The following is a 22,923-nucleotide window of genomic DNA, read 5'->3' as shown; positions in this document are numbered from 1 at the left end:
GGCGGGTCGACATCAGCCGGGCATCGGCCCGGCGGTCGGCCGGTGTCAGCCCGGCGGTCGGCCGGCGTCAGCCCGGCGGTCGACCGGCGTCAGCCCGGCGGTCGACCGGCGTCAGCCCGGCGGTCGACCGGCGTCAGCCCGGCGGTCGACCGGCGTCGACCCGGCGGTCGACCGGCGTCGACCCGGCCGATATCGACTGATAGCGCCCGACGGCTTCCGATATCTTCCGATACCGGCCGGTAATCCACGATCGGTCTCCCCCAACGCGCGCCCGCGTGCACCCCGGCAGAGGGTGATCGAAAGGGTGCAGCCGGTGACCGGTGGCTGCCTGGAGCGAAAGGCACCGCATGCAGCCGCAGCCCGTGCGCACCGCCCCGGCCCGCGCAGGCGAGCCGCTCAGCCGTCGCATACGCCCGCGCCGCGTCGCCGCCCTGGCCTCCGTCACCGTGCTGACCCTCGCGGTCAGCACCTCGGCCGGCACGGCCCGGCTCGCACCGACCCCCGGCTCGACGACGGCCGGCGCCGGCCCCCTCACCCTGGCCCACTCCTCCGCCCTTGCGCCCTGCATGATCAACGGAGGGGCGTCCGTCCAGATGTCCGAAGGCCTGCCCACAGCCGGCGGCTACTCCCGCTCCACCGGCACCGTCCGCGCCCTCACCTTGATGATCGACTTCTCGGACGCGCCCGGCCGGGGCAGCGCGCTGAGCCGCTACCGCGAGTTCTTCCCGCAGACCGAGGAATGGTTCCGCACAGCGTCCTACGGCCGCCTCGACTACCGCGGCGAGACCCCGATCCGGCGCTGGCTGCGCATGCCCAAGCCGTTCCGCGAGTACGGCATAGAGCGCGGCGCGCCCTTCGACCCCGGCTACCGGGAACTCGTCCAGGACATCGTGGCCGCCGCCGACCCGATGGTGGACTTCCGCGCGTACGACCTCCTGAACGTGCTGGTCACCCCGAACGCGGGCCCCTCCGCGCTGGACACGGTCCTGTCCGTGACGTTCGCCGGCAACACGGAGGCGCCGGTCGCCGACGGGGTGACGGTGTCGAACGCGTCCTTCGTCTACTCCCGCCAGGACGACGGCTCCGGCTCCTACGACCGCACCGGCTACCGGGTCCTCCCGCACGAGAACGGCCATGTCTTCGGCCTGCCCGACCTCTACACGCAGGAGGGCGGGGGCGCCGTCGGCCACTGGGACATCATGAGCGAGGACTGGGGCACCAACAACGACCTGCTCGGCTGGCACAAATGGAAGCTGGGCTGGCTGGACGCCTCCCAGATCGCCTGCGCCGCGACGCCGGGCACGACGGAGTACCCGCTGACCCCTCTCTCCCGCACGGGCGGCCCGAAACTGGTCTTCGTCCCGGTCAGCAACCGCACCGGATACGCCGTCGAACTGCGCGCCCGCGGCGGCAACGACGAGACGGTGTGCCACCCGGGCGTCCTCATCTACAAGGTCGACGCCGACGTCGACACCGGCATGGGCCCGGTGACCGTCTACGACTCGCACTCCGACAGCGGCGGCTGCACCCGCAGCCCCAACGTCCACGCGGAACTCTCCGACGCCCCGTTCGCCCCTGGCGAGACGTTCAAGGACCCGAAGCGGGGCATCCGGATCTCGGTGACGGCAACGGACCTGAAGGGGGACTACCGGGTACGGGTGACGCGGAAGTAGGTGGGGGCCGCCGTCCGCCTACTACGGTGTCCCGGAGATCCTCCACGGGAGCACACACCACACATGCCACACCCCGAGCCCGCCGTACCCGCCGAGACCCCGGCCACCCCGGCCACCCCGGCCACGACCGATGCACCCCCCGCCGAGGCGGTGGCGCCGCTGATGCGCGGCGTGGCCGTCCTGCACCGGCTCACCGAGGCGAACGGCGTGCTGAGCCTCAGCGGACTCGAACGCGCCACGGGCCTGGCCCGCTCGACCGTGGACCGGATCGTCGCCACCCTCGCCCGCATGGGATACGTCCGTCTCGACGGCCGGGACGCGATCCTGACCCCCCGCGTCATGGAGCTGGGCAACGCCTACCTGGCCGCCCTGCGCCTGCCCGAACTGCTCTCCGCCCACGCGGACCGCCTGGCCGACGAACTCGACGAATCCGTCTCCCTGGCGGTGGCCGACCGCGACGGCATCCGCTTCATCCACCAGGCGACCCGCCGCCGCGCGATGTCCCTGAGCTTCCGCATCGGCGACCTGCTCCCGGCCGAACGCACCGCGCCGGGCCCGCTGTTCGCGACGGAGTGGACGGAAGAGGAGTGGCAGACCTGGCGCGACCGCCGCACGAGGGACCCCCGGAACACCGCGTACCCGACGATCCCGCCACCCCCGAACACCGCACGCGCAAAGGACGGGCACGACGCCGGGCACTACGCCGGGGACGGGAACGGGAACGGGAACGGGGACAGGAACGGGAACCGGGACAGGAACGGGAACGGGGACTTCATACGAAGGACCGAGCGGGCGGCGAACGAGAACTGTGCCCTGGACGACCAGCTGATCGAACCGGGCCTGGTGGCGATCTCCGTCCCCGTACGGGATCCGCGAACCGCCCGGATCGCCTGCGTGGCGAGCGTCGTCAGCCACACGAGCCGTCACACGGCGGCGCATCTGCGCGCAACGCTGCTCCCCCGCCTACGAACGGCAGTGGCGGCGATGGAGGAGACCCTGCGCCAGGCGCCGCCCCCACACCCCGGCCCGCCCCCCGCGGGCCTGGCGACCTGGACGGGCGCGTCGAAGCAGGAACTGGGCCGCGAGTTCATCGAGTCCCTGGCCCGAGGCCTGACCGTCCTGACCGCCTTCGGCGAGGGCCGGGCAGAACTGACCCTGACGGACGCGGCAAAGGCAACAGGCCTGTCCCGGGCCACCACCCGCCGAGCACTGATCACCTACGAGCACCTGGGCCTGGTGACACCCGCCGCCCACCGCACCTTCGCCCTCACCCCCCAGGTCCTCTCCCTCGGCTTCCCACCCCTCTCCCGCACGACCCTCCCCCGCATCGCAACCCCGCACATGACGACCCTGACGGCCGAGATCGGGGAAACGACGTCCCTGGCGATCCTGACCGACTCGGGCGACGAGATCCAGTACACGGCCCAGGCCACGGCACGCCACGTCATGAGCGTGCACATCACGGTGGGCACGCGGCAGCCGGCCGCCTCGACATCGATGGGCAGAACCCTCCTGACCTCGTCGCCCTACACCTTGCTGGACGAGGAGCTGGAACAAGGGGTGCGCACGATCGCGGTCCCGATCCACGACCGCACCGGCCGGGTGATCGCCGCCCTGAACGTGGCGACCCACGTAGCCCGCCGCACCCCCGAACAGTGCGTCGACGAGATCCTCCCCGCCCTGAGATCGACGGCCTCGCACATCGAGACAGACCTCCACACAGCGTCCCGCTTCACTCACGTCCCCCTGACCTGACCCCCGCACCCCCACACCCCAGATCCGGTACGCTGACGCCTGTGACCCAATGGGCCACGACCCACGCCTTCGTAGCTCAGGGGATAGAGCACCGCTCTCCTAAAGCGGGTGTCGCAGGTTCGAATCCTGCCGGGGGCACGGTGTCTGACCAGGCACGATGCATTGAAAAGGCCCCTCGGAAGTGATCTCCGAGGGGCCTTTTGGCCTTGCATGGGAACGAATGGGAACGCGCCGTCAGGCAGCGTCCTGCGGGGGAACCTCAACGAATCACCTGATTTCGCCCCCCACTAGCACGGCCGCCGCCAGCACGCCCCCGTCGACATCGGCGCCTCGAGCCCGACAAGGAATCCGCGGTCGTCCTCTACAACGTCCTCTCCGACCGCCTGCCGGAGTCACGCCCGCCAGCGTCCACAACGGACGACCCAAGCAGACGACTCAGAGAGTGTTCTGCGGCATCGACTGGGCCAGCGACCACCACGACATAGCCGTCGTGGACGAATCAGGGGCGCTCATGGCGCGGGCCACGTGCTCCGCATCAGCCTGGTCGCCGCGGTCGGCCAGGCACTCATGCGGGTCGCGGATGCACAGGCCGGCCAGTTGGGGGTCGGTCGTCCGACCTGTCGCCAGGGCCGTTGTCGGGTTCTGCTGCGCCGAACGCCACGCTCGCTCGTGTCCGCTGTCGATCGGTCAGCGTGCGGCCGAGTATGCCGGCACACATGGCAGGGGCCGATGTGACGAAGTGACGAAGTGACGAAGTGATGTCGGACAGTGTCGAAATCGACTGGCTGCGCGCCTAAGGACGGAGGGCTTTTCGTTGGCCTGTGGCGGCGGACCGTACGATCGCGTCAAGGAGTCGGTGGCGCTTGACGGCGTGGGTGAAGTCCGGGGCGACTGCCGTTCCGTGGATGAGGTCGTCCCGAATCGCGGCGTAGGCGTGCACCAGCGTGTGGATCACTGTTCCGGCCAGGCCGGGATAGTCGTCGTAGCCGCTGTGCAGCGTGACCTTCGTAGGCCGACCGCCGCCGCGTGTGCCACGCACCGTGACCGGACCGATGTGCGGGAACTCCTCGACGGTAATCTCAAGTCGCCCCTCCCTGCCGTCGATGGTCAGAGAGAACCCTGCACCCGATGCCGCGCCTCCACGGTGGTGGACGGACAGGATCGCCCCGCCCGCAACGGTGCCCGAGATCGCGATCTGGTCCTCGGCGGTCATCGGAACGATCTGCCCGGTGCGCCCGAGGGGAACCTGGCGGCGCCGGGTCGCGGTCGTGGCGACCACTTCCTGAAGCTCGCCGACGACCATCGACACCAGGTCGATCGCGTGTCCGAACGCGATGGTCAGCATCGTGGCCCCGAGCTTGCGGTCGAGCGTGTAGACCATGTTCTGAGACACCGGAGTGCCCCATTCGGTCGAGGACGCCACGACGGTGGCGGAGAGCACTTCCCCCACGAATCCTTCGGACACGAGGTCGGCCAGCCAGCGGAAGGTAGGCGAGGAGCGTCCCTGAAGACCGACGAAGGTGCGCGTCGTCCCGGCGGCACGCTGCATCTCCTCGGCCTCGCGCAGGTCGACGGCGAGCGGCCACTCGGAGAGCACCGGCACTCCCGCCTTCAGCACGGGCAACACGAGTTCGCGATGCTGGGGCACTTTGACGGCGACAACAACGAGGTCGACGTTCTCGTCGCCGGCGAGCTGCTCGACCGACGTGTACGCGGGTACGCCATACGCCGCTCCCGCGGCCTGGGCCGAGGCTTCGGAGCTCGCCGCCAGCGCGCGAAGCTCGATCCCGTCGACGGCTCTCAGCGCGGGCAGGTGAGCCCCGGCCGCCCAGCCTCCCGTGGCGCTCAGGCCGACGATGCCGACGCCGATCGGCTTACGGGGGTCAGGCACCGAGCTGCCGCCTCAGGGTCTCGGCGTCGTGCAGGGCCGTCATGTGCACGAACCGCCCGTCACGAACCTGGTAGATGGCGTACTCGACGATCTCGAACGAGGCGCCGGTGGGAGCCACGCCGAGCCACTCCTTGGCGGGCGTGCCCGTGTTGGTCAGACGGGCGGCCAGGCGATCACCATCGACCGCGATCTCCCGGGGCTCCCAGTGGAAGTCCGGGACCGCGTCGATGTCGTCGTTCAGCACAGCGATGACCTGGTCCCGAGTGCCCGGCTCGCCGTTCAGGGTGGTCTCGTCGTTGATGAACTCGTCCATGCGGTAGATCTCGTGGGCGTTGAGCGCCCCGATGTAGCGCAGGTAGAACTCGCGCAGGTCGGCGTCGGACATGATCTCCTTCTTCGGCCCCCGGAGCGGAGGTCATGCTCGGTGTTTCGCGACGGCTCTTGACGGTTTCGTCGCGGTGATCGTCGGCAGGGGGAGGAACCACCGCCCGAAACTTCTGTCCCGGACGGTACCGAAGTTTTGCGGCACCGTCACGGCCCTCATGCGAGGGGAGCGTCCCACCGGGGCGACGGCCCTCATGCGAGGGGAGCGACTCACCGGGGCGAGCGAAGGGGTGCAGCCGCTATGCAGGCCAGCCGAGCAACGCCGTGTCGACGATCTCATCGAGCTCAGCAGGACCGAGGCCGTTGGCGGCCTGCACTGCGATGCCGAAACCCATCGTCATGATGAACCGGGCAAGACGCCGAGGGTCGGCGTTGCGCGGAAGATCACCCTCGTCGACGGCGCGCCGGAAGCGCTCCTCAAGGCGGACCCCCGCGTCGTTGCGCCAGTCGACAAGCAGGTCGTGGACGGCCCGGCTCTCGTCGCCCGACGCCAGCGCACCCTGCACGGTCAGGCACCCGGAGGGGCCGCCGGGAGGGGTCGTGGTGCAGACCGCTCCGCGGAGGAACGCCAAGGCCACAGCCCGTGCGGTGGGCTCCTCCAGGGCGCGCGCGGCGTAGGCGGCCGGCCCCGCGCCGTAGCGCTGGAGGGCCTTGCGGAACAACTGCTCCTTGTTGCCGAAGGCCGCATACATGCTCGTCTTGGTGATCCCCATGGCGCCGGTCAGTTCAGCGAGGCTTGCGCCTTCGTACCCTCGCGCCCAGAACACCCGCATCGCGTGTTCCAGCGCCTGGTCGATGTCGAATCCTCGAGGCCGACCCATGACGGCCCTACGTGAGTCACCCATGCCACAAGCGTACCTCTCGGTACAGATCTACGCTGACCAGCAGTTTCATCCCCGCAAGGTGGCGAACACAGTTCAGTACCGGTCGGTCTTGATGTGCTACCGTTCCGCACCGACCGGTACTGAACTAATGTGAAGGGAAGTCCGCGCCATGAAAACCGTTTCGCTCGGCAGCCTCAAGGTCTCGCGCATCGGTCTCGGAGCCATGGGAATGTCGGCGTTCTACACCGGCGCCGGCCAGTTCGACGACGAGTCGATCCGCACGATCCACCGCGCTCTGGACCTCGGGGTCACCCATATCGACACCGCTGAGGGGTACGGCCCCTTCATCAACGAGGAGCTGGTCGGCCGGGCCGTGCAGGGGCACCGGGACGAGGTCGTGCTGGCGACCAAGTTCGGACTGATCTCCCACACCGGTGGCACGACTCCGGACAGCACCCCGGCCAACATCCGCCTGGCCGTGGAGGGATCACTGAAGCGCCTGGGCACCGACTACATCGACCTCTACTACCAGCACCGGGTGGACCCCGGCACACCCATCGAAGAGACCGTTGGCGCGCTGGCCGAACTGGTGACCGAAGGCAAGATCCGCCACATCGGCCTGTCGGAGGCCGGCCCCGGCACGATCCGCCGCGCCCACGCCGTGCATCCGGTCACCGCGGTCCAGTCCGAATACTCGCTGTGGACCCGCGACCCGGAGGCCGAGATCCTGCCTGTCCTGCGCGAACTGGGTATCGGCTTCGTGCCGTACTCCCCGCTTGGCCGCGGCTTCCTGACCGGCAGCATCCGCTCCCTGAACGATCTTGACACCGACGACTGGCGCCGTACCAACCACCGCTTCGCCGACGGCAACCTGGAACGCAACCTGCGAATCGTCGACGAGGTGCGGGCCGTAGCCGCCGAGATCGACACCACGCCCGCGCAGGTCTCCTTGGCCTGGCTGCTCGCCCAGGGTGACGACATCGCGCCCATCCCCGGCACCAAGCGAGTCGCCCGGCTGGAGGAGAACGCCGCCGCCGACCACATCGAGCTCACCGCCAGCCACGTCGCCCGCCTGAACCACCTGCCCCGGGCCTCCGGCGAGCGCTACGACGCGGACAACATGGCCGCCATCGACCGCTGATCGAAGACGTACCACCACGCCCGCCGCGGGTCGGCATCCGGGCGAGGAGTGCCGCATGTCCAATGAGACTGTGCAACTTGAAGTACGCAGGTCACGGGTCTGGTGTGCGGGGCGGGGCGGGCGGGGTACTCGCGCCGGTCGTCGGCGGGTGTCCATGGTGAAGATCGTCCGACCTGTCGCCAGGGCCGTTGTCGGGTTCTGCTGCGCCGACCGCCGCGCCCCTCCTACGACCCCTGACCGGGCCGATGCCGGGAGAGCGCGGAGAGGGCGTGGGGATGCTGGAGCTGGAGCGGATCACGGCTCGCCGGAATGAACTGGACACGCTCGCCGAGGAGTTGGCCAAGAAGCTGGCGGAGGTCCAGGCCGAGCGGGAGGAGTTGGTGATCGCCGAGCGGGTCCTGCACCGGCTGGCCGAACAGGACCGGGCTGTGGCGGAGGCCGCCGCGGCCGTCGCCCCGACGGCGGCCCGGGCGGCGGGCCAGGCGGCGGCCCGGGCGGCGGGCCAGGCGGCGGGCCGGGCGGTTTTGCTGATCCCGCACCGCGGCGGGACGGGCGATGAGGCCGCGCTGCCCGCTGACTACCGCAAGATCCTGGCGATCGTGCGGGCTGCCGACGGCCCGGTGCAGGTCAGGGCCGTCGGCGAGGAGCTGGGCCTTGAGGTGACGGTGCGCGGGAAGCTGGAACCGTTGCAGGCGAAGATGACCAAGCTCGCCGACCGCGGCTGGCTGCACATCGAGGACTACTGGCGACGGGACGACCAGCACGGCGGCGAGGCACTACGGCCGGCCGTCGTCGGCCAGCTCCGCGACGTGGTGGGACTGCTGAAGGAGAGCCGCCCGCCGTCCATCCAGAACGGCCTGTACGGAATCGCGGCCGAGCTGGCACGCCTCACCGGCTGGACCTCCTTCGACGCCCGCCAGTACAACCAGGCCCGCGCCTACTTCACCGAGTCCCTGCAACTCGCCAAGGCCATCGACGACCGCCAGTTCATGGCCAACGTCCTGGCCTGCATGAGCTTGCAGGCGACCTACCAGGACAAGCCCGCGGATTCCCTGGCCCTCGTGACCGCCGCGCAGGACCAGGCCCGCTCAGATCTCGGCACGACACCGCGAGTGCTGTCGACGCTGTCCATGCGCGAGGCGTTCGCCCATGCCACCCTCGGCAGCCACACATCGACCCACCGAGCAATCGGGGAAGCACACCGCCAGTTCGAGCAGATCCAGGCGAGCGACCCGGACCCGTCATGGGTGACCTACTTCGACGAACTCAAGCTCACAGTGGACACGGGCATTGCCCACGGCCGACTCGGCGAGGCAGCGACGGCTGAACCACTGATCGCGGACGCGTTGCGCCGGAAAGCCCGCACCAATCAGCGCGGCCGGGCGTTCCACGCCTTCTGGTTGGCCCGTACCCAGCTGGACCAAGGCAAGCTCGATCAGGCGTGCAGCACCGCCACACAGGCGCTGGAGTCCGCGTCGGCAGTGGCCTCCGAGCGGGTCTCGGGCCATCTCAGGGAGTTCTACGACCAGTTGGCCCCACACAGGCAGGAGCCCGTAGCCCTGGCCTAAGCCCTGGCCTTCGAGGCACGGCTACGGGCAGTCCTCCCGCCGGTCAGCGGATCGCTTCATCCATGAGCAGATAGTGGGGTTCCCATCCCGGACAGGCATCCCAGGCTTCCCTGTTTCCGCAGGTTGTCGGGGGTGGGATCGCCCCACCGTTGCAGGTTGGGTGGCGGCTGTTGTCCCAGGTCCACGAGGCATCCGAAGCTATGGCTGTCGCACCGGCTGAAGCGGCCGACCGCCCGGCAGCGCCACGACACCCCGAACTCACCCGTCCCCTGGGACACCCACCTCTTCGGGCGCCCGGGATGCAGGGCGCGGACGCGTGCGACCTCATACCGATCAGAAAAGGAACACGCATATGAACGTGAAGTCCCTTACGGGCCGCCGTGCGGCCGTGGCCGCGGGTCTCGTCCTGGCTCTCGGGTGTGGTGTGTCGGTGTCGGCACAGGCCTCCGCCACCGGGCCGCTGACGATCGGCGGGAAGGCCGATGACGCGGTGACGCATCGCTCGGGCGGCAGTGGCGACAAGGGCGCCGTCGCCACCTGCTCCCAGGAGGTCCTCGGGGTGTCCGCCACGAAGGAGCCCGCGGACAGCGAGGACGCCAGGCACCTCCTCCTCACCGTCCAGAACGCCGGCGACACGAAGTGCAACCTCTACCGCTACCCTCTCGTGCGGCTCGGCAACGGTCGGACCACAGCCCCCGTGATCAAGGAGAGCGACCCGCACCCGGGGGTGCCCGTCACCCTCGCTCCGGGTGAGGAGGCATATGCCGGTCTGCTCGTCAACGGCCCCATGGACGAGTACGAGGCGAAGAGCATCACCCTCAGCCTCCAGGGTCGTAAGCCCGGCAGCAGCGCGGGCAAGCCGATCGATGTCCCCATGCCCGTCGAGACGTTGTACGCCAACGACTATCAGCGCGTCACCTACTGGACGACCGCTCCCGGTTTCGCCCTGGATTTCATCATGTCGAAGTGACGGACCTCGATCGGGACCGCTTCCCGGCGGCCGGCCAGGACGCCCACATGGCCTACTGAACACCGGCTCCCGCCGTCGGGGCCGACCACCGTCGTGGCCGGCTGTCGTCGTGATCGGCTGTCGTCGGCCGTCGTCCGGGCGGGCCCCGGATTCGCCTGGAGTGTGGGGGAGTTCGTGGCAGCAGCGCATTTTCTCCCCGGCCATGCTCCGCCTTGCCATGTCCGTCACCACTCGCGGGCGGACTCGAACAATTACCGAATTCTTGGAGGTTTGATGAAGCCCGTCATCCAGAAGGTCGCAAGCTTCGCGGGGGTGAGCATGGCGGTCGCGGCCATGTCCATGACCGGCGCATCCGCAGCCCACGCGGAGTCCCCCACCCAGGGCTGCCCGTACCCCTATGTCTGCTTCTACGTGGACGACAACGCCTTGATCGCGGGCACGCCGCTCTCGAAGTACAAGGACGTCACCAGCGGCTATCAGGCGGTCACGCCCCGGCCGCACTACGGGGTCCTGAACACCCGGAATGACGACGTGGTGTACCTGCGGCTCCAGAGCGGGGGCTCGATCTGCCTTGAGCCGAACACCCAGACCGTGTTCGCCAACGCCTACAGCGTCAACGGAATAAGGATCTCCAGCAGCTCCAGGTGCTGAATCCGCCAAAACGCCCGGCAGGCGCGCGTGATCGCGCCCGCCGGGCGACGGGCAGGAGTCGGCCGGGTGTCCTCGCTTCGGGACGTCGTGGGGCGGCGGGTACCGCGGGTGTTGCGGGTGTTGCGGGTGTTGCGGGGTGCCGTGGGGATCACCAGGCAGGGCGGAGTCGGGCGTGGAGGAGCAGCCGGATGCCGGCGAGGCCGTGGCCTCCGCATCGTCGACGGGGGGAGGATCCCGGGCCGGTGTGGCTTCCGTGCTGCGGGGCCTGAAGCCGAACAGGCTCACGAGGTGCGCGGCACCACCTCCCTGTCCCGCCCCCGCCGTCGGCGGTCCTGCTGTCGGGCGGGCTGTGCGGGCTGTTGCTTCGTCAGCCGCCGCTTTCCGTCTCGTCGTAGGCAGTGGTCATGGGGACCCAGCCAGTGGGGTTGCGGTACCAGTAGTGCGGTAGCCCCTTGATGTCGGTGGTGCGGAACGGGCGGCCGTGGTCGTCGATGCGCACCGTGCCGGTCCGGCCCTGTGAGGACCAGTCGAGGTCGAGGTACCAGTCGCAGGTGCAGGACTCGGTGCGCGCGGAGAGCAGCAGGACCTCCGGCTCCTGCAGGGACACCTGATAGGGGAAGTCGATCGCGGGGTCCGGTCTTCCCGGGTCGTTGCCGGGAATCGAACGGGCCAGGGGTCGGTGCGCGTCGAGGTTCACGGAGAAGTGGCGGGGGATGAGGATGGCGCCGCAGCCTTCGTACATGGAGTAGGCGATGCCCTGGCGGGCGGCGGGGGTGGTGCGGTTGACCACGCGCACATGCAGTGCCTCCAGGACGACGGCAGCGGAGCCGCGTCCCTGCACCGAGATCCGCACATGGGTGGTGCGCCCGTGCACCGCCCCCAGGGACGCGGCCCACGCCGCGGCGTCCTGTGGGGCCGGCGGCGGCGGGACCTGCTGCGGTGGCTTGGCGATGACGTAGTCGTGGTCGCACTCGGGTCGCCAGAGATGGGAGTTGGCCGTCCAGGTGAGCGGGGCCGTCGAGGAGGACGTGTCGGCGCTCGCCCGGTTCTCCTGCGGGCTGCCGCCGTTGTGCGTGGCCGGCGCCGAGGGTTTCGGTGTGGTGCGGGCGGAGGCCGACGACTCACCGCCACCGGAGGGAGGTCCGGCAGTGGATGTGGTGAGGCCGGCGAGCGCGACGGCGAGCGAGGCCGCCACTGCTATCGATCGCACGGGCCGTCGTCGGGGGCGCCCGGCGGGGGGCCGCCGGTCGGCCGACGAGGTCGGCCCCGGGCGCGGGTCGGCTGGCAAGGTCGACTCAGGCGCCTCGTCCGCCCGCAAGGTGGGCTCGGGCGCCTCGCCCGGCCGCAAGGTCGGCTCGGGCGCCTCGTCCGCGGGGCTGCTGTGGCTCGCGGATGCGGCCGATGCCACGGTGCTCGTGGTGTCTTGGGGCGTCGGTGCCCGCCGGGCAGCCGATGGGCGTGTTCGTTGCCGTGCCGCGACTGCCAGGATCCACCGGCGGTGCAACTCCACGCGTTCCTCGGGGGAGGCTCCGCAGAGTGCGGCGAACCGCTCGATCCCGGTGAAGTCCAGGGGAACGGCCTCTCCGGCGCAGTAGCGGTGCAGCGTGGAGGCATTCAGGCCCAGACGGCGGGCCAGCGCCGCGTAGCTGCGGTCTGTGCGCTCCTTCAGACGCGTCAGCAGCAACGCGAACTCCGCTACATCATCGTGGATTGCATCCATGTGGCCCGTACTCGCATCCATCTGTCGGCCTGTGCAGTCATGTCCCGATCCGGGACGGCATCCCAGGCACTCCCCCGTACCTGTACGTCAACACGGCTGGGATGGTTGCAGGGTTGCGCCATCCCTCTCCTTGAGACCACCCTCACCCGACGCGAGCAGACCCTCCACCACGCCCACCCCGACACCCCGCGGGCGGGCCACAGGTCACCATGGGCGAACTCCGGCTGGTCAGCCGTGTGCCGTCCGAGCCGGCAGACCAGTTCCACGACTACGTGCTGTCACAGGGCTGCGTGACAACGTCTGCTTCTCCCAGGAAGGCGACCGGCGACCCCGGAGCCGATGAACTCGGCCTGCTGACATCCATCGCCGACATCAACGTCTCAACGCCTACAGCGACGCTCTCGAGACGCGGTTCGTCGACGACAAGGAGGGCAACGGCTGACGCATGCGCACGCGCCGTCCGGCGGCGTCCGGCGGCGTCCGGCGTGGGATTCTGAAGAATCTCGTCAGGTGCCGAGGTCCTCGCTTCGGACGTTCGCTGGAACAGGGCGTTCACCACGTAGACGTGGTCGCCCGTGTAGGGGCGCTCGTGATGGGTGTAGTTCACCGACCAGGACTCGTACGGATGGCGAAGGAGTCCACCCACGGAACAGCCGCTGCGGCCGGTCTCCAAGTGTCCGCCGCCGAGCACGCCCAACACGCCCATGGTGCGAGTGGCGTGCCACGCCTGATAGGTGGCTCGGATACCCAGCTCCACGAACTTGGACCAGGGGACGACGGCCAGGGGTTCCGGCGCTCCGGGCTCGTGGTGCTCCATGCCCTCGGCGGTGAGGACCAGGCACGAGCCGCCCTCCCGCTTCGGGTCCCCGATGATCCAGCGGTCCCCGACCAGTTCCAGCGGCCCCAGGTACTCCGTCATGATCCCCCGTCGGTCATGTGTTCGCCCGACCTGAGACCCTATCCTCCGGCCGGATGCTCCGGCCGGCCCCGCTCACCCGGCTCCACACCTGCGGTCACCACGCCGGGAGACCGGTCACCCCCGCCATATCCCCGACCTCACCGCACAACCAGCACGCCCCGAAGCCCATACCCAAGCTCACGGCGTCCGCTCTTGACGTGGACGGACCACGTCAACCCTCTCTGGTCTGGCGGTTGCCTGCGAAGCCGATGCCTCCTACGAGGCGGTCATGGCCTGCATGAGTGTCGGCTTCGGCTTCATCGCCGCCGCCGCGGTCCTGTTCCTGCTCTCGGCGCGCAAGGATTCAGACGCCCGGGCGGCCGGCCCCGCCGAACCCCGCCAGAACTGAAACTGCCGACCTCTCGGCCGCGTAACCGCCGGACGGTTTCACTCCCGGGGCGTCAGGAGGGGGCCAGATGGCGGTGGCGGTGGCGGGTGAATCATATTTCTGCTCAGGGGATTTGAGAGGAAAATTCGCTCGGCCCATAACGTGCGGAGTTGGGCGCGAATTACATTAATTACGAAACGCTCTCCTCAGTATTCCCCTTGCGCCAGGGTCACTCATTTGCCGCGCACCTGGAGGAAGGGAGCGGCGTTAGCGGGATATGACGAAAGAAAGGCCCCAGGGCCTGCCTCAACGCAACGTGAGGACGGATAATCTGCCTGCGGCCCGTGATCTGACAGTGGGGAAATACACTTTCCCGTCTGCTGCGGCATACTCGGCGCTTGCGGTACAGACCACGGTGACCGGGGACGGCGCGTGGGCCGAACGTCAGGTTGCCGAGCCGCTGCTTCGCGAGTTCCTCGCGCTGCTGGAGGCGATCCAGGAAGAGCTCAATTCGCGGTGGAACGGCCAGGAGTACTCGGGCCGTCATGGGGACCGTGCCCGACGGGCGCCTTCCTATGAATCATGAATATGCAGATCCTTCGTTTGAGCGGCGCGCATGGTATTCCGACAGTTACTCCTACGGGCCGGACACCGGCTGGAACGGTGAACCTGTCGACAGCGTGCACGCAGGGGTTCCCCTGACCCCACCCGACGCGGGCTGGGACCCGGTCGAGGAACTTGCCTATCTCATGCAGGAGGCTGTTCCGACGGAGCAGACGGCCAGGGTGCCGCCGCCTCGCGGCGAGCCTTCGGCCGGCGTCGACTTCACCGACCCGATGGAGAGCCTGGCGCAGGTCACCGCTCAACTGCCGTCCACTCGAGGCTTTTCTGTCGGGCATCGGAAGATGCGGGTCCGGAAAGTCCGACTCAAGTGGTTGCAGACCGGCAGTTTCGTCATCGTCGCACTCGTTGCCGTCATCGTGGCGATGGTCAGCGTCTTCGGCGGGGTGGTGGCCTACCGGCCTCTGCAGGACATCACGTCCGGAAGCGGACGCGAAACGGTCCCGTCCTGGCCTTTGCTCGTGTACGGCCCCTGGATGGTGGCCTCGCTCTCCATCCTCCGCACTGCCCTGCATCAGCGCCGAGCTGTGCATTCCTGGTTCATCGTGCTGTTCTTCTCCTCCGTCGCGATGATGCTGTGCGTGGCGCAGGCGGACAAGACCTTCACCGGTATCGCCGGGGCTTCGCTGCCCGCCATCGCGTCGCTCGCGTGCTTTCAGCAGCTCGTCCGGCAGATCACACTGACCCTGCCGCCGCGACAGGCCGCGCGCCGCCACCGCCAGTAGCGGCCGGGTCCGGCGGGGCCGTACCGGACGGAAGCGTGCACCAGTGCCTCCGTCCGGCCGTCGCACCAGTCGAGGACAGCAGCAGCCGTAGCAGGGTCGGATCGAAATCCCGGCGCCTTTTCGGTTCAGGCCAGGCCGAACTTCTCGGCGTGGACCTGTCGGGCGGGGACCCGCAGGTCTCGTAGGCCGGCGAGGACGGTCCTGGTCATGGCGGGCGGGCCGCAGACGTACACGTCGCGTTCGGTGAGGTCGGGGACCAGCCGGTGCAGGTTGTCCGGGCCGAACGGCGGGGTGCCGCCCTCGTCGGTTCTGCCGGTGAGCAGGTGCAGCCGTCCGCCCCGTAGCGCGACCAGGTGGCGCACCTCGTCCAGCAGCACGGCGTCGGCCTCGCTGCGCACCCGGTACAGCACGACGACGTCGCCGGTCGCCTCCTCCTCCAGCATGGCGCGCACGGGCGTGATGCCCACGCCCCCGGCGATCAGCAGGGTGCCGGGCCGGGTCCGGTGCAGCGAGGTGAACGCCCCGTACGGGCCCTCGACGAAGGCGCGGCTGCCGACCGGGATGTTCCGCAGGCCGGCGCTGGTGCTGCCCGCCGCCTTCGCCGTGAGACGCAGCCCTTGTCCGTTCGGCGCCGCCGACAGGGAGAAGGGGTTGGCCAGCCACCAGTGGTTGTGCCCGGGGAACCGCCAGATGCAGAACTGGCCGGCGCGGGCCGGGAGTTTGTCGAGGTGTCGGCCGGTGACGTACACGGAGACCACGTCGTCCGACTCCGGTACCACGGCCGTGACGCGGAACCGGTGGTGGGCGTTGCGCCACAGCGGCAGGGCGAGCCGCCCGGTCAGCAGGGCGCCGAAGGCGAACAGCCAGAGCATCCACCAGTAGGCCGTGGCGAACGCGGAGGACGTGAACGTCGTGGTCTCCTGCAACTGGTGGACGAACGACAGGCCCAGGGCCACGTAGAGCAGCAGGTGCAGTCCGTGCCAGACCTCGTACGGCAGTCGCCGCCGCAGAGGCCGGGTGGAGATCACCGCGATCACGACGATGACGGCCGCGGCGAGCATGCCCAGCAGGGAGGCCGGCACGCCGCTCAGCGCGACGATCGTCTTCCCCATGGACACGTCGCTGAGGTTCGCGTAGCCGAGCACCACCAGCGTGGCGTGGGTGAGGACGGTCCACAGCAGCAGGAAGCCGACCCAGCGGTGCCACACCGTGAGCCGGTCCATCCCGATACGGCGGTCCAGCCAGGGCAGCCGGGCCACCAGCAGCAGTTGGAACAGCATCAGCAGGGCCGCGTGCAGTCCGAAGAACTTGGCGACCGTGAGCACCCCGTTCTTGCCCGAACCGGCGCTGAGGAACAGCGCCTCGACGATCACCGCGTTGACGATGACGAAAGCCCCCATCGCCCAACGCGCCGCGTCCACCGGAACCACGGTGCCTCTGCGCACCGTGTCACTCGTCGTCGCCATGCTTTCCTCACATCCCCCGTGGCCGCCCGCTGCACGCGCGGCCCGTGTGTACCGACCTCATGAAGATCGAGTGGTTCATCCGGATATGCGCCTCGATCGGATACACGTACGGACCTCGTGCCCGACCCGTTCACGCCAGAACCGTCGAATCCGATCGCCGCGTCACTTCGGAGGCCTGCCGACGGGGAGGGGGCGTCAGCGACATCAGCGTGCCGGACGGGCGGCAGACAGTACGCTGAATCCGGCGGCGGATTCTGGCGAACGCCCTGGATGCCGCCGCGGGCCCGGAGTGGAATGCCGACACCGACTTCGACGTCCGGCTTCAGGACGTCCCGCTCACCAATCGCCGCCCGGGCGTCGTCGTGTACCGCGCAGACACGATCGACGTCACCCCCACCCGCCCCGAGCATGTGCTGCTGGTCGCGGAGGTGGTGTCGCCGGGCTCGGAGACCACCGACCGGGTCGTGAAGGTCGACCAGTACGCCAAGGCAGGCATCGGCTTCTACTGGCGGATCGAGCAGGCCGTGACCGGCGTTCCTCTCGTGTACACCTACGTTCTCGACCCCGCGACGAAGACCTACCGGGACGGAGACGTGTTCACCGGCGTCCTGAAGGCAGTGGCCCCCTTCCCGGTGGAGATCGACCTCGGTCGGCTCTGACCCGCTCGCAGCTCGGCGGTCAGTCCGGCGGCCGGGGGCCCGGGCCCGGGGTGATCAGGCCTGTTTCGTAGGCCACGACCACTGCCTGGGCTCGGTCTCGTAGGCGGAGTTTGGCGAGGATCCTGGCCACGTGGGTTTTCACCGTGGCCTCGCTCAGGGTGAAACGGGTCGCCAGTTCGGCGTTGCTCAGGCCGGTGGCCAGGGAGCGGAGGACTTCCAGTTCGCGGGGGGTGAGGACCGTCAGGTCGCGGTGCAGTGCCGTGGGGGTCGCGGCCTCGTGGGAGACGAAGCGTTCGATCAGGCGGCGGGTGATGGTCGGGGCCAGCAGTGCGTCGCCGGTGCGGGCTGTGCGGACGGCGGCCACGAGGTGTTCCGGGGTCACGTCCTTGAGGAGGAAGCCGCTCGCGCCCGCGGTGAGCGCGGCGTAGACGTAGCGGTCCAGGTCGAAGGTGGTCAGCATGATCACTCGGGGTGGGGTGGGCGGCGCGGCGGCGGAGAGGATGCGTCTCGTCGCTTCCAGGCCGTCGGTGCCGGGCATGCGGATGTCCATGAGGACCAGGTCGGGAGCGGTGCGGGCGACCGCTTCGATCGCCTCTTCGCCGTCTCGGGCCTCGGCGACCACCTCGATTCCGTCCGCCGCCAGGATCATGCCGAAGCCGGTGCGGACCAGTGCCTGGTCGTCGGCGATCACCACGCGCGGCGGGTCGGTCACGCCGGCTCCTCGACGCCGACCGGCAGGACGGCTGTGACCTGGAAGCCGCCGGTGACGCGGGCCGCTGCCTGGAGGGTGCCGCCGTAGACGGCCAGGCGTTCGCGCAGGCCGGTCAGGCCGCGGCCGCCGCCCGGGGCGACCCGGGCCGCGGGAGTGCCGCCGGTGTCGGACACCTCGATGCGCACGGCGTCGGGGAGGTGGTCGACGGCGATCCGGACCTTCGCGCCGACCGCGTGTTTGACCGTGTTGGTCAGGGCCTCCTGCACCACGCGGTAGGCCGCCAGGTCTGCGCCTGCCGACAGCGGCGCCGGGGTGCCGGTGACGGTCAGTTCGACGGGGACGCCGGTCTCGCGTACACGGTCGGCGAGAGCCGCCAGCTGGCCCAGGCCCGGTTGCGGAGCCAGGGCCGGCTCGTCCTCGGGCGTCATGGTCAACAGGCCCATCGCATGGCGTAGTTCGGCCATCGCGGTGCGTCCGCCGGCCTCGACGGCCAGCAGCGCGTCGCGGGCCCGGTCGGGCGCCGCGTCCATCACCTTGCGGGCCGCCCCCGCCTGGATCACCATCACGCTCACATTGTGGGTGACGACGTCGTGCAACTCACGGGCGATGCGCGAGCGTTCGCGGTGGACCGCCAGCCGGGTGGCGGCCTCGTGCTCCTCCTGGAGCACCCGTACGCGCTGCTTCCACGTGTGGACGGCGTTGGCCGCGAGCCCCACCCCGAGCAGGGCGAAGAACGGCCACAGGCCGGGGGTGACGGACGGGAAGTTCTCGTCGTGGAGCAGGGCCAGGACGGACGCTCCCACCAGCAGGCTGACCAGCGCTCTCGCTCGGTACGGGCTGTACACCGCCGCGCTGTAGGCGGCGACCACGCACGACAGGAACGTGTACACGGTCGCGTCGGCGCCGCTCAGCCGCTGGTTGAACAGCAGGCTCGCGCAGATCACCGCCCAGAACGCCGACAGCGGACACCTTCTGCGGACCGTCAGGGGCAACGCGGTGAGGGCCGCCAGCGCCAACTGCCAGGGCTGGGCCGCCGCGAGGTGCTGCACCACCTCCACCCGCGCGAAGGGGGCGGACGCCTCGGCGCCCGGCGCCGGCACCTGCGGGGGCATCGGCACCTTCATCGGCGGCAGCGGGACGTCGCCGCTGCGGCTGTGGGCCGCGGCCACCGTGCAGGCGGCCAGGACGACGGCGATGATCACGTCGGCCGTCCACATCCAGCGCGACGGGCGCGGCAGCGGGCTCCGCTGCCGCAGCGATACGACGGCCTTGCGCCATCGCTCGACGAGCTCCGCTCCGAAAGTTCCGCCCATGGGCTCAGTCTCGCAACTCCCTCACCCCGTCACATCCGACCTCGTGCGGACGGGCCTGACGGGGCGTCTACATCGCCCGCGTACATCGCAGGGATGACGTGCTCGGCCGGTCATCCCGGGACGGTAGCCGCTCTCGCCGTCACGGGCGACGCCCCCGGCACGGCCGCGCCCCTAGCTTCGGGGCGAACGAAACCGTCCATCACACCACCCGCTCCTGGAGGCACCGTGGCCGCGACCGCGACCCCGCCCGTCATCGACATCCGCGAGGTGACCCGGACGTACGGGGAAGGGCCGCCCGCTCTCGCCGACGTGACGCTGAGCGTGCAGGCCGGAGAGGCGGTCGCCGTGCTGGGGCCGTCCGGCAGCGGCAAGTCGACGCTGCTCAACCTGGTCGCCGGACTCGACCGGCCGAGCGCGGGCAGCGTCACCGTCGACGGGCTGCGGGTGGACGGGCTGAGCGAGGCCGGGTCGGCGCGGTACCGGCGGTCGAAGGTCGGCATGGTCTTCCAGTTCTTCAATCTGCTGGACGACCTGACGGTCACCGACAACGTGCTGCTGCCCGCCCAGTTGGCCGGAATGCCCCGGGCCGAGGCCCGCGGTCGGGCCGCCGGTCTGCTGGAGCGCCTCGGCATCGACCGGCACGCCGGCGCCTACCCCGGCCGGCTGTCCGGCGGGGAGCGTCAGCGGGTCGCGGTGGCCCGGGCCCTGATGAACCGTCCGGCCCTGCTGCTGGCCGACGAGCCGACCGGCGCGCTGGACTCCGTCTCCGGTGCGGACGTCCGGGAACTGCTGACCGAGCTCAACGCCGAAGGGCAGACGATCGTCCTGGTCACCCACGATCTCGGGCTGGCCGAGTCCTGCGCGACCCGGACGGTCGAGCTGGTCGACGGCCGGGTCGTCCGGGACAGCAGGCATGCCGCGGCGGTGACCCGATGAGCGCTCTGGGGCGGGTGGTGCGCGCCGGGGTCGGACGGCGGCGCGTGCAGACCACGGTCATGATCCTCACCACGCTGGTGGCCGTCACCGCGTCGGTGCTCGCCGCCGGGCTTCTCCTCGCGTCCCAGGCGCCCTTCGACCACGCCTTCGCCAAGCAGCACGGCGCCCATCTGACCGCGCACTTCGACGGGGCGAGGGTCTCGGCCGAGCAGCTCGCGGCGACGACGACGGCGACCGGCCGGGCGTCGGGCGTGAGTGCGGCGGCCGGACCCTTCCGGACCGTTTCCGTGCGCCCTCGCACGGCCTCCGGCTCGGATGTCGTTCCGGCCGGTGTCGATCTGCCGCCGATGACCGTCGTCGGCCGGGCCGACGCGACGGTCGGCGTCGACGACGTCGACCTCGTCGAGGGCGAGTGGGCGACCGGCCCCGGGCAGATCGTCGTCGCCCACGACGGGGTGCCCGCGCCGCTGGGCGTGCGGCTGACGATCCCCGGCGCGCCGGGCGGCGACACGCTGACCGTGGTCGGCGTCGCCCGGTCGGTGACCGGCACCGCGGACGCCTGGGTGACTCCCGCGCAGGCCGAGGCGCTGGCCACGGCGGGCTCCGCGCCCACGTACGAGATGCTCTACCGCTTCCGGCAGGCGGGCACGGACGCCCAGGTGGCCGCCGGTCGCGCCGCGATCGCCGCGAGTGTGCCGAAGGGCGCGCTGACCGGTGTGCAGTCCTATCTGAGCGTCAAGCAGGAGGCGACGGCCAACTCGATGGCGTTCGTGCCGTTCCTGGCCGCGTTCGGGCTCCTCGGACTGCTGCTGTCGGTGCTGGTCATCGGCATCGTCGTCAGCGGGGCGGTGGGCGCCGCGACCCGGCGCATCGGCGTTCTCAAGGCCCTCGGCTTCACGCCGGCGCAGGTCGTGCGGGCCTACGTCGGGCAGGCGCTGATCCCGGCGTCGGTGGGCTGCGTGCTGGGCGTGGGGCTGGGCAATCTGCTGGCCGTTCCCGTGCTCAGCGAGGTCGGCGAGGCCTTCGAGGGGCCGGCGGCGTCGATTCCCGGGTGGCTCGACGTGGTCGTGCCCGCCGCCGCCCTCGTCCTGGTCGCCGTCGCCGCGCTGGCGCCCGCGCTGCGCGCCGGGCGGCTGCGCACGGTGGAGGCGATCACCGTCGGGCGTACGCCCGGGGCCGGTCGGGGGCGGCTGGTGCGGCGGCTGACGGGACGGCTGCCGTTGCCGCGCGCGGTGAGTCTCGGGCTGGCCAACCCCTTCGCCCGTCCGGCGCGTTCGGCGACGACGGCCGCCGCGGTCGTCTTCGGCGCCGTCGCCGTCACCTTCGCAGTCGGGCTCGCGCTCACGCTCGGGGCCGTCCAGTCGGGCCGCATGCTCAACTCGGCCGGGTCGGTCGTGGTGGGGACCGGCGGGGGGCAGGCGCCGCCGGGCGCCCAGGCGGTCCGCGCGGACGGCGGGCCCGAGGCGCAGAAGGCCGACCCGGCCGCGGTCGCCGCCGCACTCCGTGCGCAGCCGGGGACGAGCCGCTTCTACGGCACGGCCCAGGCGGAGGTGAGCGCGTCCGGGATCACCGGCGCCACCACCGTGGTGGCGTACCAGGGCGACGCCTCGTGGGCCGGTCCCCCGATGGTCTCGGGCGAGTGGCTCGACGGCACGCCGGGCCAGGCCGTGGTCACCGCCCGGTTCCTGAAGGCGGCCGGGATCCGGGTCGGGGACACGGTGACCCTGACGGAGCAGGGGCGGCAGGCCTCGGTACGGATCGTCGGCGAGGCCTTCTTCACGGAGGGCGAGGGGATGGAGCTCCTGACCGGGACCTCGACCCTCACCGCGCTGGGACTCGACGCGATTCCGGGCCGCTACGACGTGCAGACGAGATCCGGCACGGACCTGTCCGGCTATCTGACCGCGCTCAACCGCGCGCTGGACCCGCTCGACGCCGTCGCCATGGCCGATTCCGGCGACTCGTCCAGTGTGATCGCGGCCATGGACGCGCTGATCGGGATGCTCACGCTGATGCTCGTCGTGGTCGCGGGGCTGGGCGTGCTCAACACGGTCGTCCTCGACACCCGCGACCGCGTCCACGACCTCGGCGTCCTCAAGGCGCTGGGCATGGCTCCCCGCCAGACCGTGGTCATGGTCGTCACCTCGGTCGCCGGGATCGGCCTGCTCGCGGGCGTGGCGGCGGTCCCGGCCGGGGTCGCCCTGCACCGGTTCGTCACGCCGTTCATGGGCGAGGCCGTCGGCATGAACCTGCCCACGTCGATGATCGCCGTCTACGGCCCGCCCCTGTCGGCCCTGCTCGCCCTGGGCGGGCTGGTCATCGCGGTGGCCGGTGCGGCCCTCCCGGCGGGTTGGGCGGCGCGGACCGGCACGGCCACGGCGCTGCGCACGGAGTGAGCCCGGGCTCTCGCACGGACCGGCCAGCTGATCGGAAATTCCTCGAAACATTCGAGGCGTCGAAAGTTGCGTACCGATCTTGAAGCGGCGATCACTCTGCCTCCATCCGGTCGAGATCCGCCGCATCCCGTCACTGAGCAGCAGAAACAATCCACCCAGCGACTCACCAGCAAGGCGAATGTTTCGGGATCATTGCCGAAACTGTTGACAGTTGGCAGGGGCATACCAAAAC

Annotated in this window: 16 protein-coding genes, 1 tRNA gene and 3 pseudogenes; 11 read left to right on the top strand and 9 right to left on the bottom strand. The window is 70.4% G+C overall.

Annotated elements, in window-relative coordinates:
* Positions 1-347: 347 nt before the first annotated feature.
* The 3 genes from ACWD4O_RS15960 to ACWD4O_RS15950 all read left to right on the top strand — a co-directional run bounded on the left by ACWD4O_RS15960 (position 348) and on the right by ACWD4O_RS15950 (position 3,566).
* Positions 348-1,673 carry a M6 family metalloprotease domain-containing protein gene (locus tag ACWD4O_RS15960; RefSeq protein WP_451280266.1) on the top strand — a complete coding sequence of 442 codons (1,326 nt, stop codon included), beginning with the start codon at positions 348-350 and terminating at the stop codon, positions 1,671-1,673.
* Positions 1,674-1,736: 63 nt separating this feature from the next.
* Positions 1,737-3,428 carry an IclR family transcriptional regulator domain-containing protein gene (locus tag ACWD4O_RS15955; protein WP_451280265.1) on the top strand — a complete coding sequence of 564 codons (1,692 nt, stop codon included), beginning with the start codon at positions 1,737-1,739 and terminating at the stop codon, positions 3,426-3,428.
* A gap of 65 nt (positions 3,429-3,493) precedes the next feature.
* Positions 3,494-3,566, top strand: a tRNA-Arg gene (locus ACWD4O_RS15950).
* 655 nt (positions 3,567-4,221) lie between these two features.
* Here ACWD4O_RS15950 and ACWD4O_RS15945 read toward each other — a convergent pair.
* The 3 genes from ACWD4O_RS15945 to ACWD4O_RS15935 form a co-directional block, all read right to left on the bottom strand.
* Positions 4,222-5,319, bottom strand: a complete 1,098-nt coding sequence (locus ACWD4O_RS15945) for a Gfo/Idh/MocA family protein (protein WP_451280264.1) — start codon at positions 5,317-5,319, stop codon at positions 4,222-4,224.
* Positions 5,312-5,704, bottom strand: coding sequence for an ester cyclase (locus ACWD4O_RS15940; protein WP_451280263.1), 393 nt, complete (start codon positions 5,702-5,704; stop codon positions 5,312-5,314). The genes ACWD4O_RS15945 and ACWD4O_RS15940 overlap by 8 nt, the downstream gene beginning before the upstream one ends.
* A gap of 238 nt (positions 5,705-5,942) precedes the next feature.
* On the bottom strand, positions 5,943-6,548 hold the full coding sequence (locus ACWD4O_RS15935) for a TetR/AcrR family transcriptional regulator (protein ID WP_451280262.1): 606 nt from the start codon (positions 6,546-6,548) through the stop codon (positions 5,943-5,945).
* Between the two features lie 148 nt (positions 6,549-6,696).
* Here ACWD4O_RS15935 and ACWD4O_RS15930 point away from each other — a divergent pair, with 148 nt between their 5' ends.
* The 4 genes and pseudogenes from ACWD4O_RS15930 (at position 6,697) to ACWD4O_RS15915 (ending at position 10,857) form a co-directional block, all read left to right on the top strand.
* Positions 6,697-7,668, top strand: coding sequence for an aldo/keto reductase (locus ACWD4O_RS15930; RefSeq protein ID WP_451280261.1), 972 nt, complete (start codon positions 6,697-6,699; stop codon positions 7,666-7,668).
* A 731-nt stretch (positions 7,669-8,399) separates the two neighbouring features.
* Positions 8,400-9,302: pseudogene (locus tag ACWD4O_RS15925) on the top strand (hypothetical protein); the annotation flags it as partial.
* 286 nt (positions 9,303-9,588) lie between these two features.
* Positions 9,589-10,206: a DUF4232 domain-containing protein gene (locus ACWD4O_RS15920; RefSeq protein ID WP_451280260.1), complete on the top strand. Its 618-nt coding sequence runs from the start codon at positions 9,589-9,591 to the stop codon at positions 10,204-10,206.
* Between the two features lie 273 nt (positions 10,207-10,479).
* Positions 10,480-10,857 carry a hypothetical protein gene (locus ACWD4O_RS15915; RefSeq protein WP_451280259.1) on the top strand — a complete coding sequence of 126 codons (378 nt, stop codon included), beginning with the start codon at positions 10,480-10,482 and terminating at the stop codon, positions 10,855-10,857.
* A 367-nt stretch (positions 10,858-11,224) separates the two neighbouring features.
* On the opposite strand, the gene ACWD4O_RS15910 is transcribed toward ACWD4O_RS15915, so the two are convergent.
* From ACWD4O_RS15910 to ACWD4O_RS15900, 3 genes and pseudogenes are all read right to left on the bottom strand, one after another.
* Entirely contained in the window at positions 11,225-12,067 is an 843-nt protein-coding gene (locus tag ACWD4O_RS15910) for a hypothetical protein (RefSeq protein ID WP_451280333.1), read from the bottom strand.
* Between the two features lie 351 nt (positions 12,068-12,418).
* Positions 12,419-12,577 (bottom strand): annotated as a pseudogene (locus tag ACWD4O_RS15905) (helix-turn-helix domain-containing protein); the annotation flags it as partial.
* A 268-nt stretch (positions 12,578-12,845) separates the two neighbouring features.
* Positions 12,846-13,496: a hypothetical protein gene (locus ACWD4O_RS15900; RefSeq protein WP_451280258.1), complete on the bottom strand. Its 651-nt coding sequence runs from the start codon at positions 13,494-13,496 to the stop codon at positions 12,846-12,848.
* Positions 13,497-14,438: 942 nt separating this feature from the next.
* Between ACWD4O_RS15900 and ACWD4O_RS15895 the strand changes: the two genes are divergently transcribed.
* The gene (locus tag ACWD4O_RS15895; protein ID WP_451280257.1) at positions 14,439-15,209 is read left to right on the top strand and encodes a DUF2637 domain-containing protein; all 771 of its coding nucleotides are present in this window, start codon (positions 14,439-14,441) and stop codon (positions 15,207-15,209) included.
* Positions 15,210-15,334: 125 nt separating this feature from the next.
* On the opposite strand, the gene ACWD4O_RS15890 is transcribed toward ACWD4O_RS15895, so the two are convergent.
* Positions 15,335-16,675, bottom strand: coding sequence for a ferredoxin reductase family protein (locus tag ACWD4O_RS15890; RefSeq protein ID WP_451280256.1), 1,341 nt, complete (start codon positions 16,673-16,675; stop codon positions 15,335-15,337).
* A 248-nt stretch (positions 16,676-16,923) separates the two neighbouring features.
* Between ACWD4O_RS15890 and ACWD4O_RS15885 the strand changes: the two are divergent.
* A pseudogene (locus ACWD4O_RS15885) lies at positions 16,924-17,334 on the top strand (Uma2 family endonuclease); the annotation flags it as partial.
* A gap of 19 nt (positions 17,335-17,353) precedes the next feature.
* On the opposite strand, the gene ACWD4O_RS15880 reads toward ACWD4O_RS15885, so the two are convergent.
* Both ACWD4O_RS15880 and ACWD4O_RS15875 read right to left on the bottom strand, forming a co-directional pair.
* A complete protein-coding gene (locus ACWD4O_RS15880; RefSeq protein ID WP_451280255.1) occupies positions 17,354-18,046 on the bottom strand; it encodes a response regulator in 693 nt (230 codons plus the stop codon).
* Complete coding sequence (locus tag ACWD4O_RS15875) at positions 18,043-19,359, bottom strand: sensor histidine kinase (protein ID WP_451280254.1); 1,317 nt, start codon at positions 19,357-19,359, stop codon at positions 18,043-18,045. The genes ACWD4O_RS15880 and ACWD4O_RS15875 overlap by 4 nt, the downstream gene beginning before the upstream one ends.
* 225 nt (positions 19,360-19,584) lie before the next feature.
* Here ACWD4O_RS15875 and ACWD4O_RS15870 point away from each other — a divergent pair, with 225 nt between their 5' ends.
* Entirely contained in the window at positions 19,585-20,295 is a 711-nt protein-coding gene (locus ACWD4O_RS15870; RefSeq protein WP_451280253.1) for an ABC transporter ATP-binding protein, read from the top strand.
* Complete coding sequence (locus ACWD4O_RS15865; RefSeq protein WP_451280252.1) at positions 20,292-22,691, top strand: FtsX-like permease family protein; 2,400 nt, start codon at positions 20,292-20,294, stop codon at positions 22,689-22,691. Before ACWD4O_RS15870 ends, ACWD4O_RS15865 begins: the two co-directional genes overlap by 4 nt.
* Positions 22,692-22,923 lie beyond the last annotated feature (232 nt).

Source organism: Streptomyces sp. NPDC002623 (genome assembly GCF_053592635.1).
The sequence above is the reverse complement of the archived record's forward strand: the minus strand, read 5'-3'. Positions and strand labels throughout refer to the sequence as shown.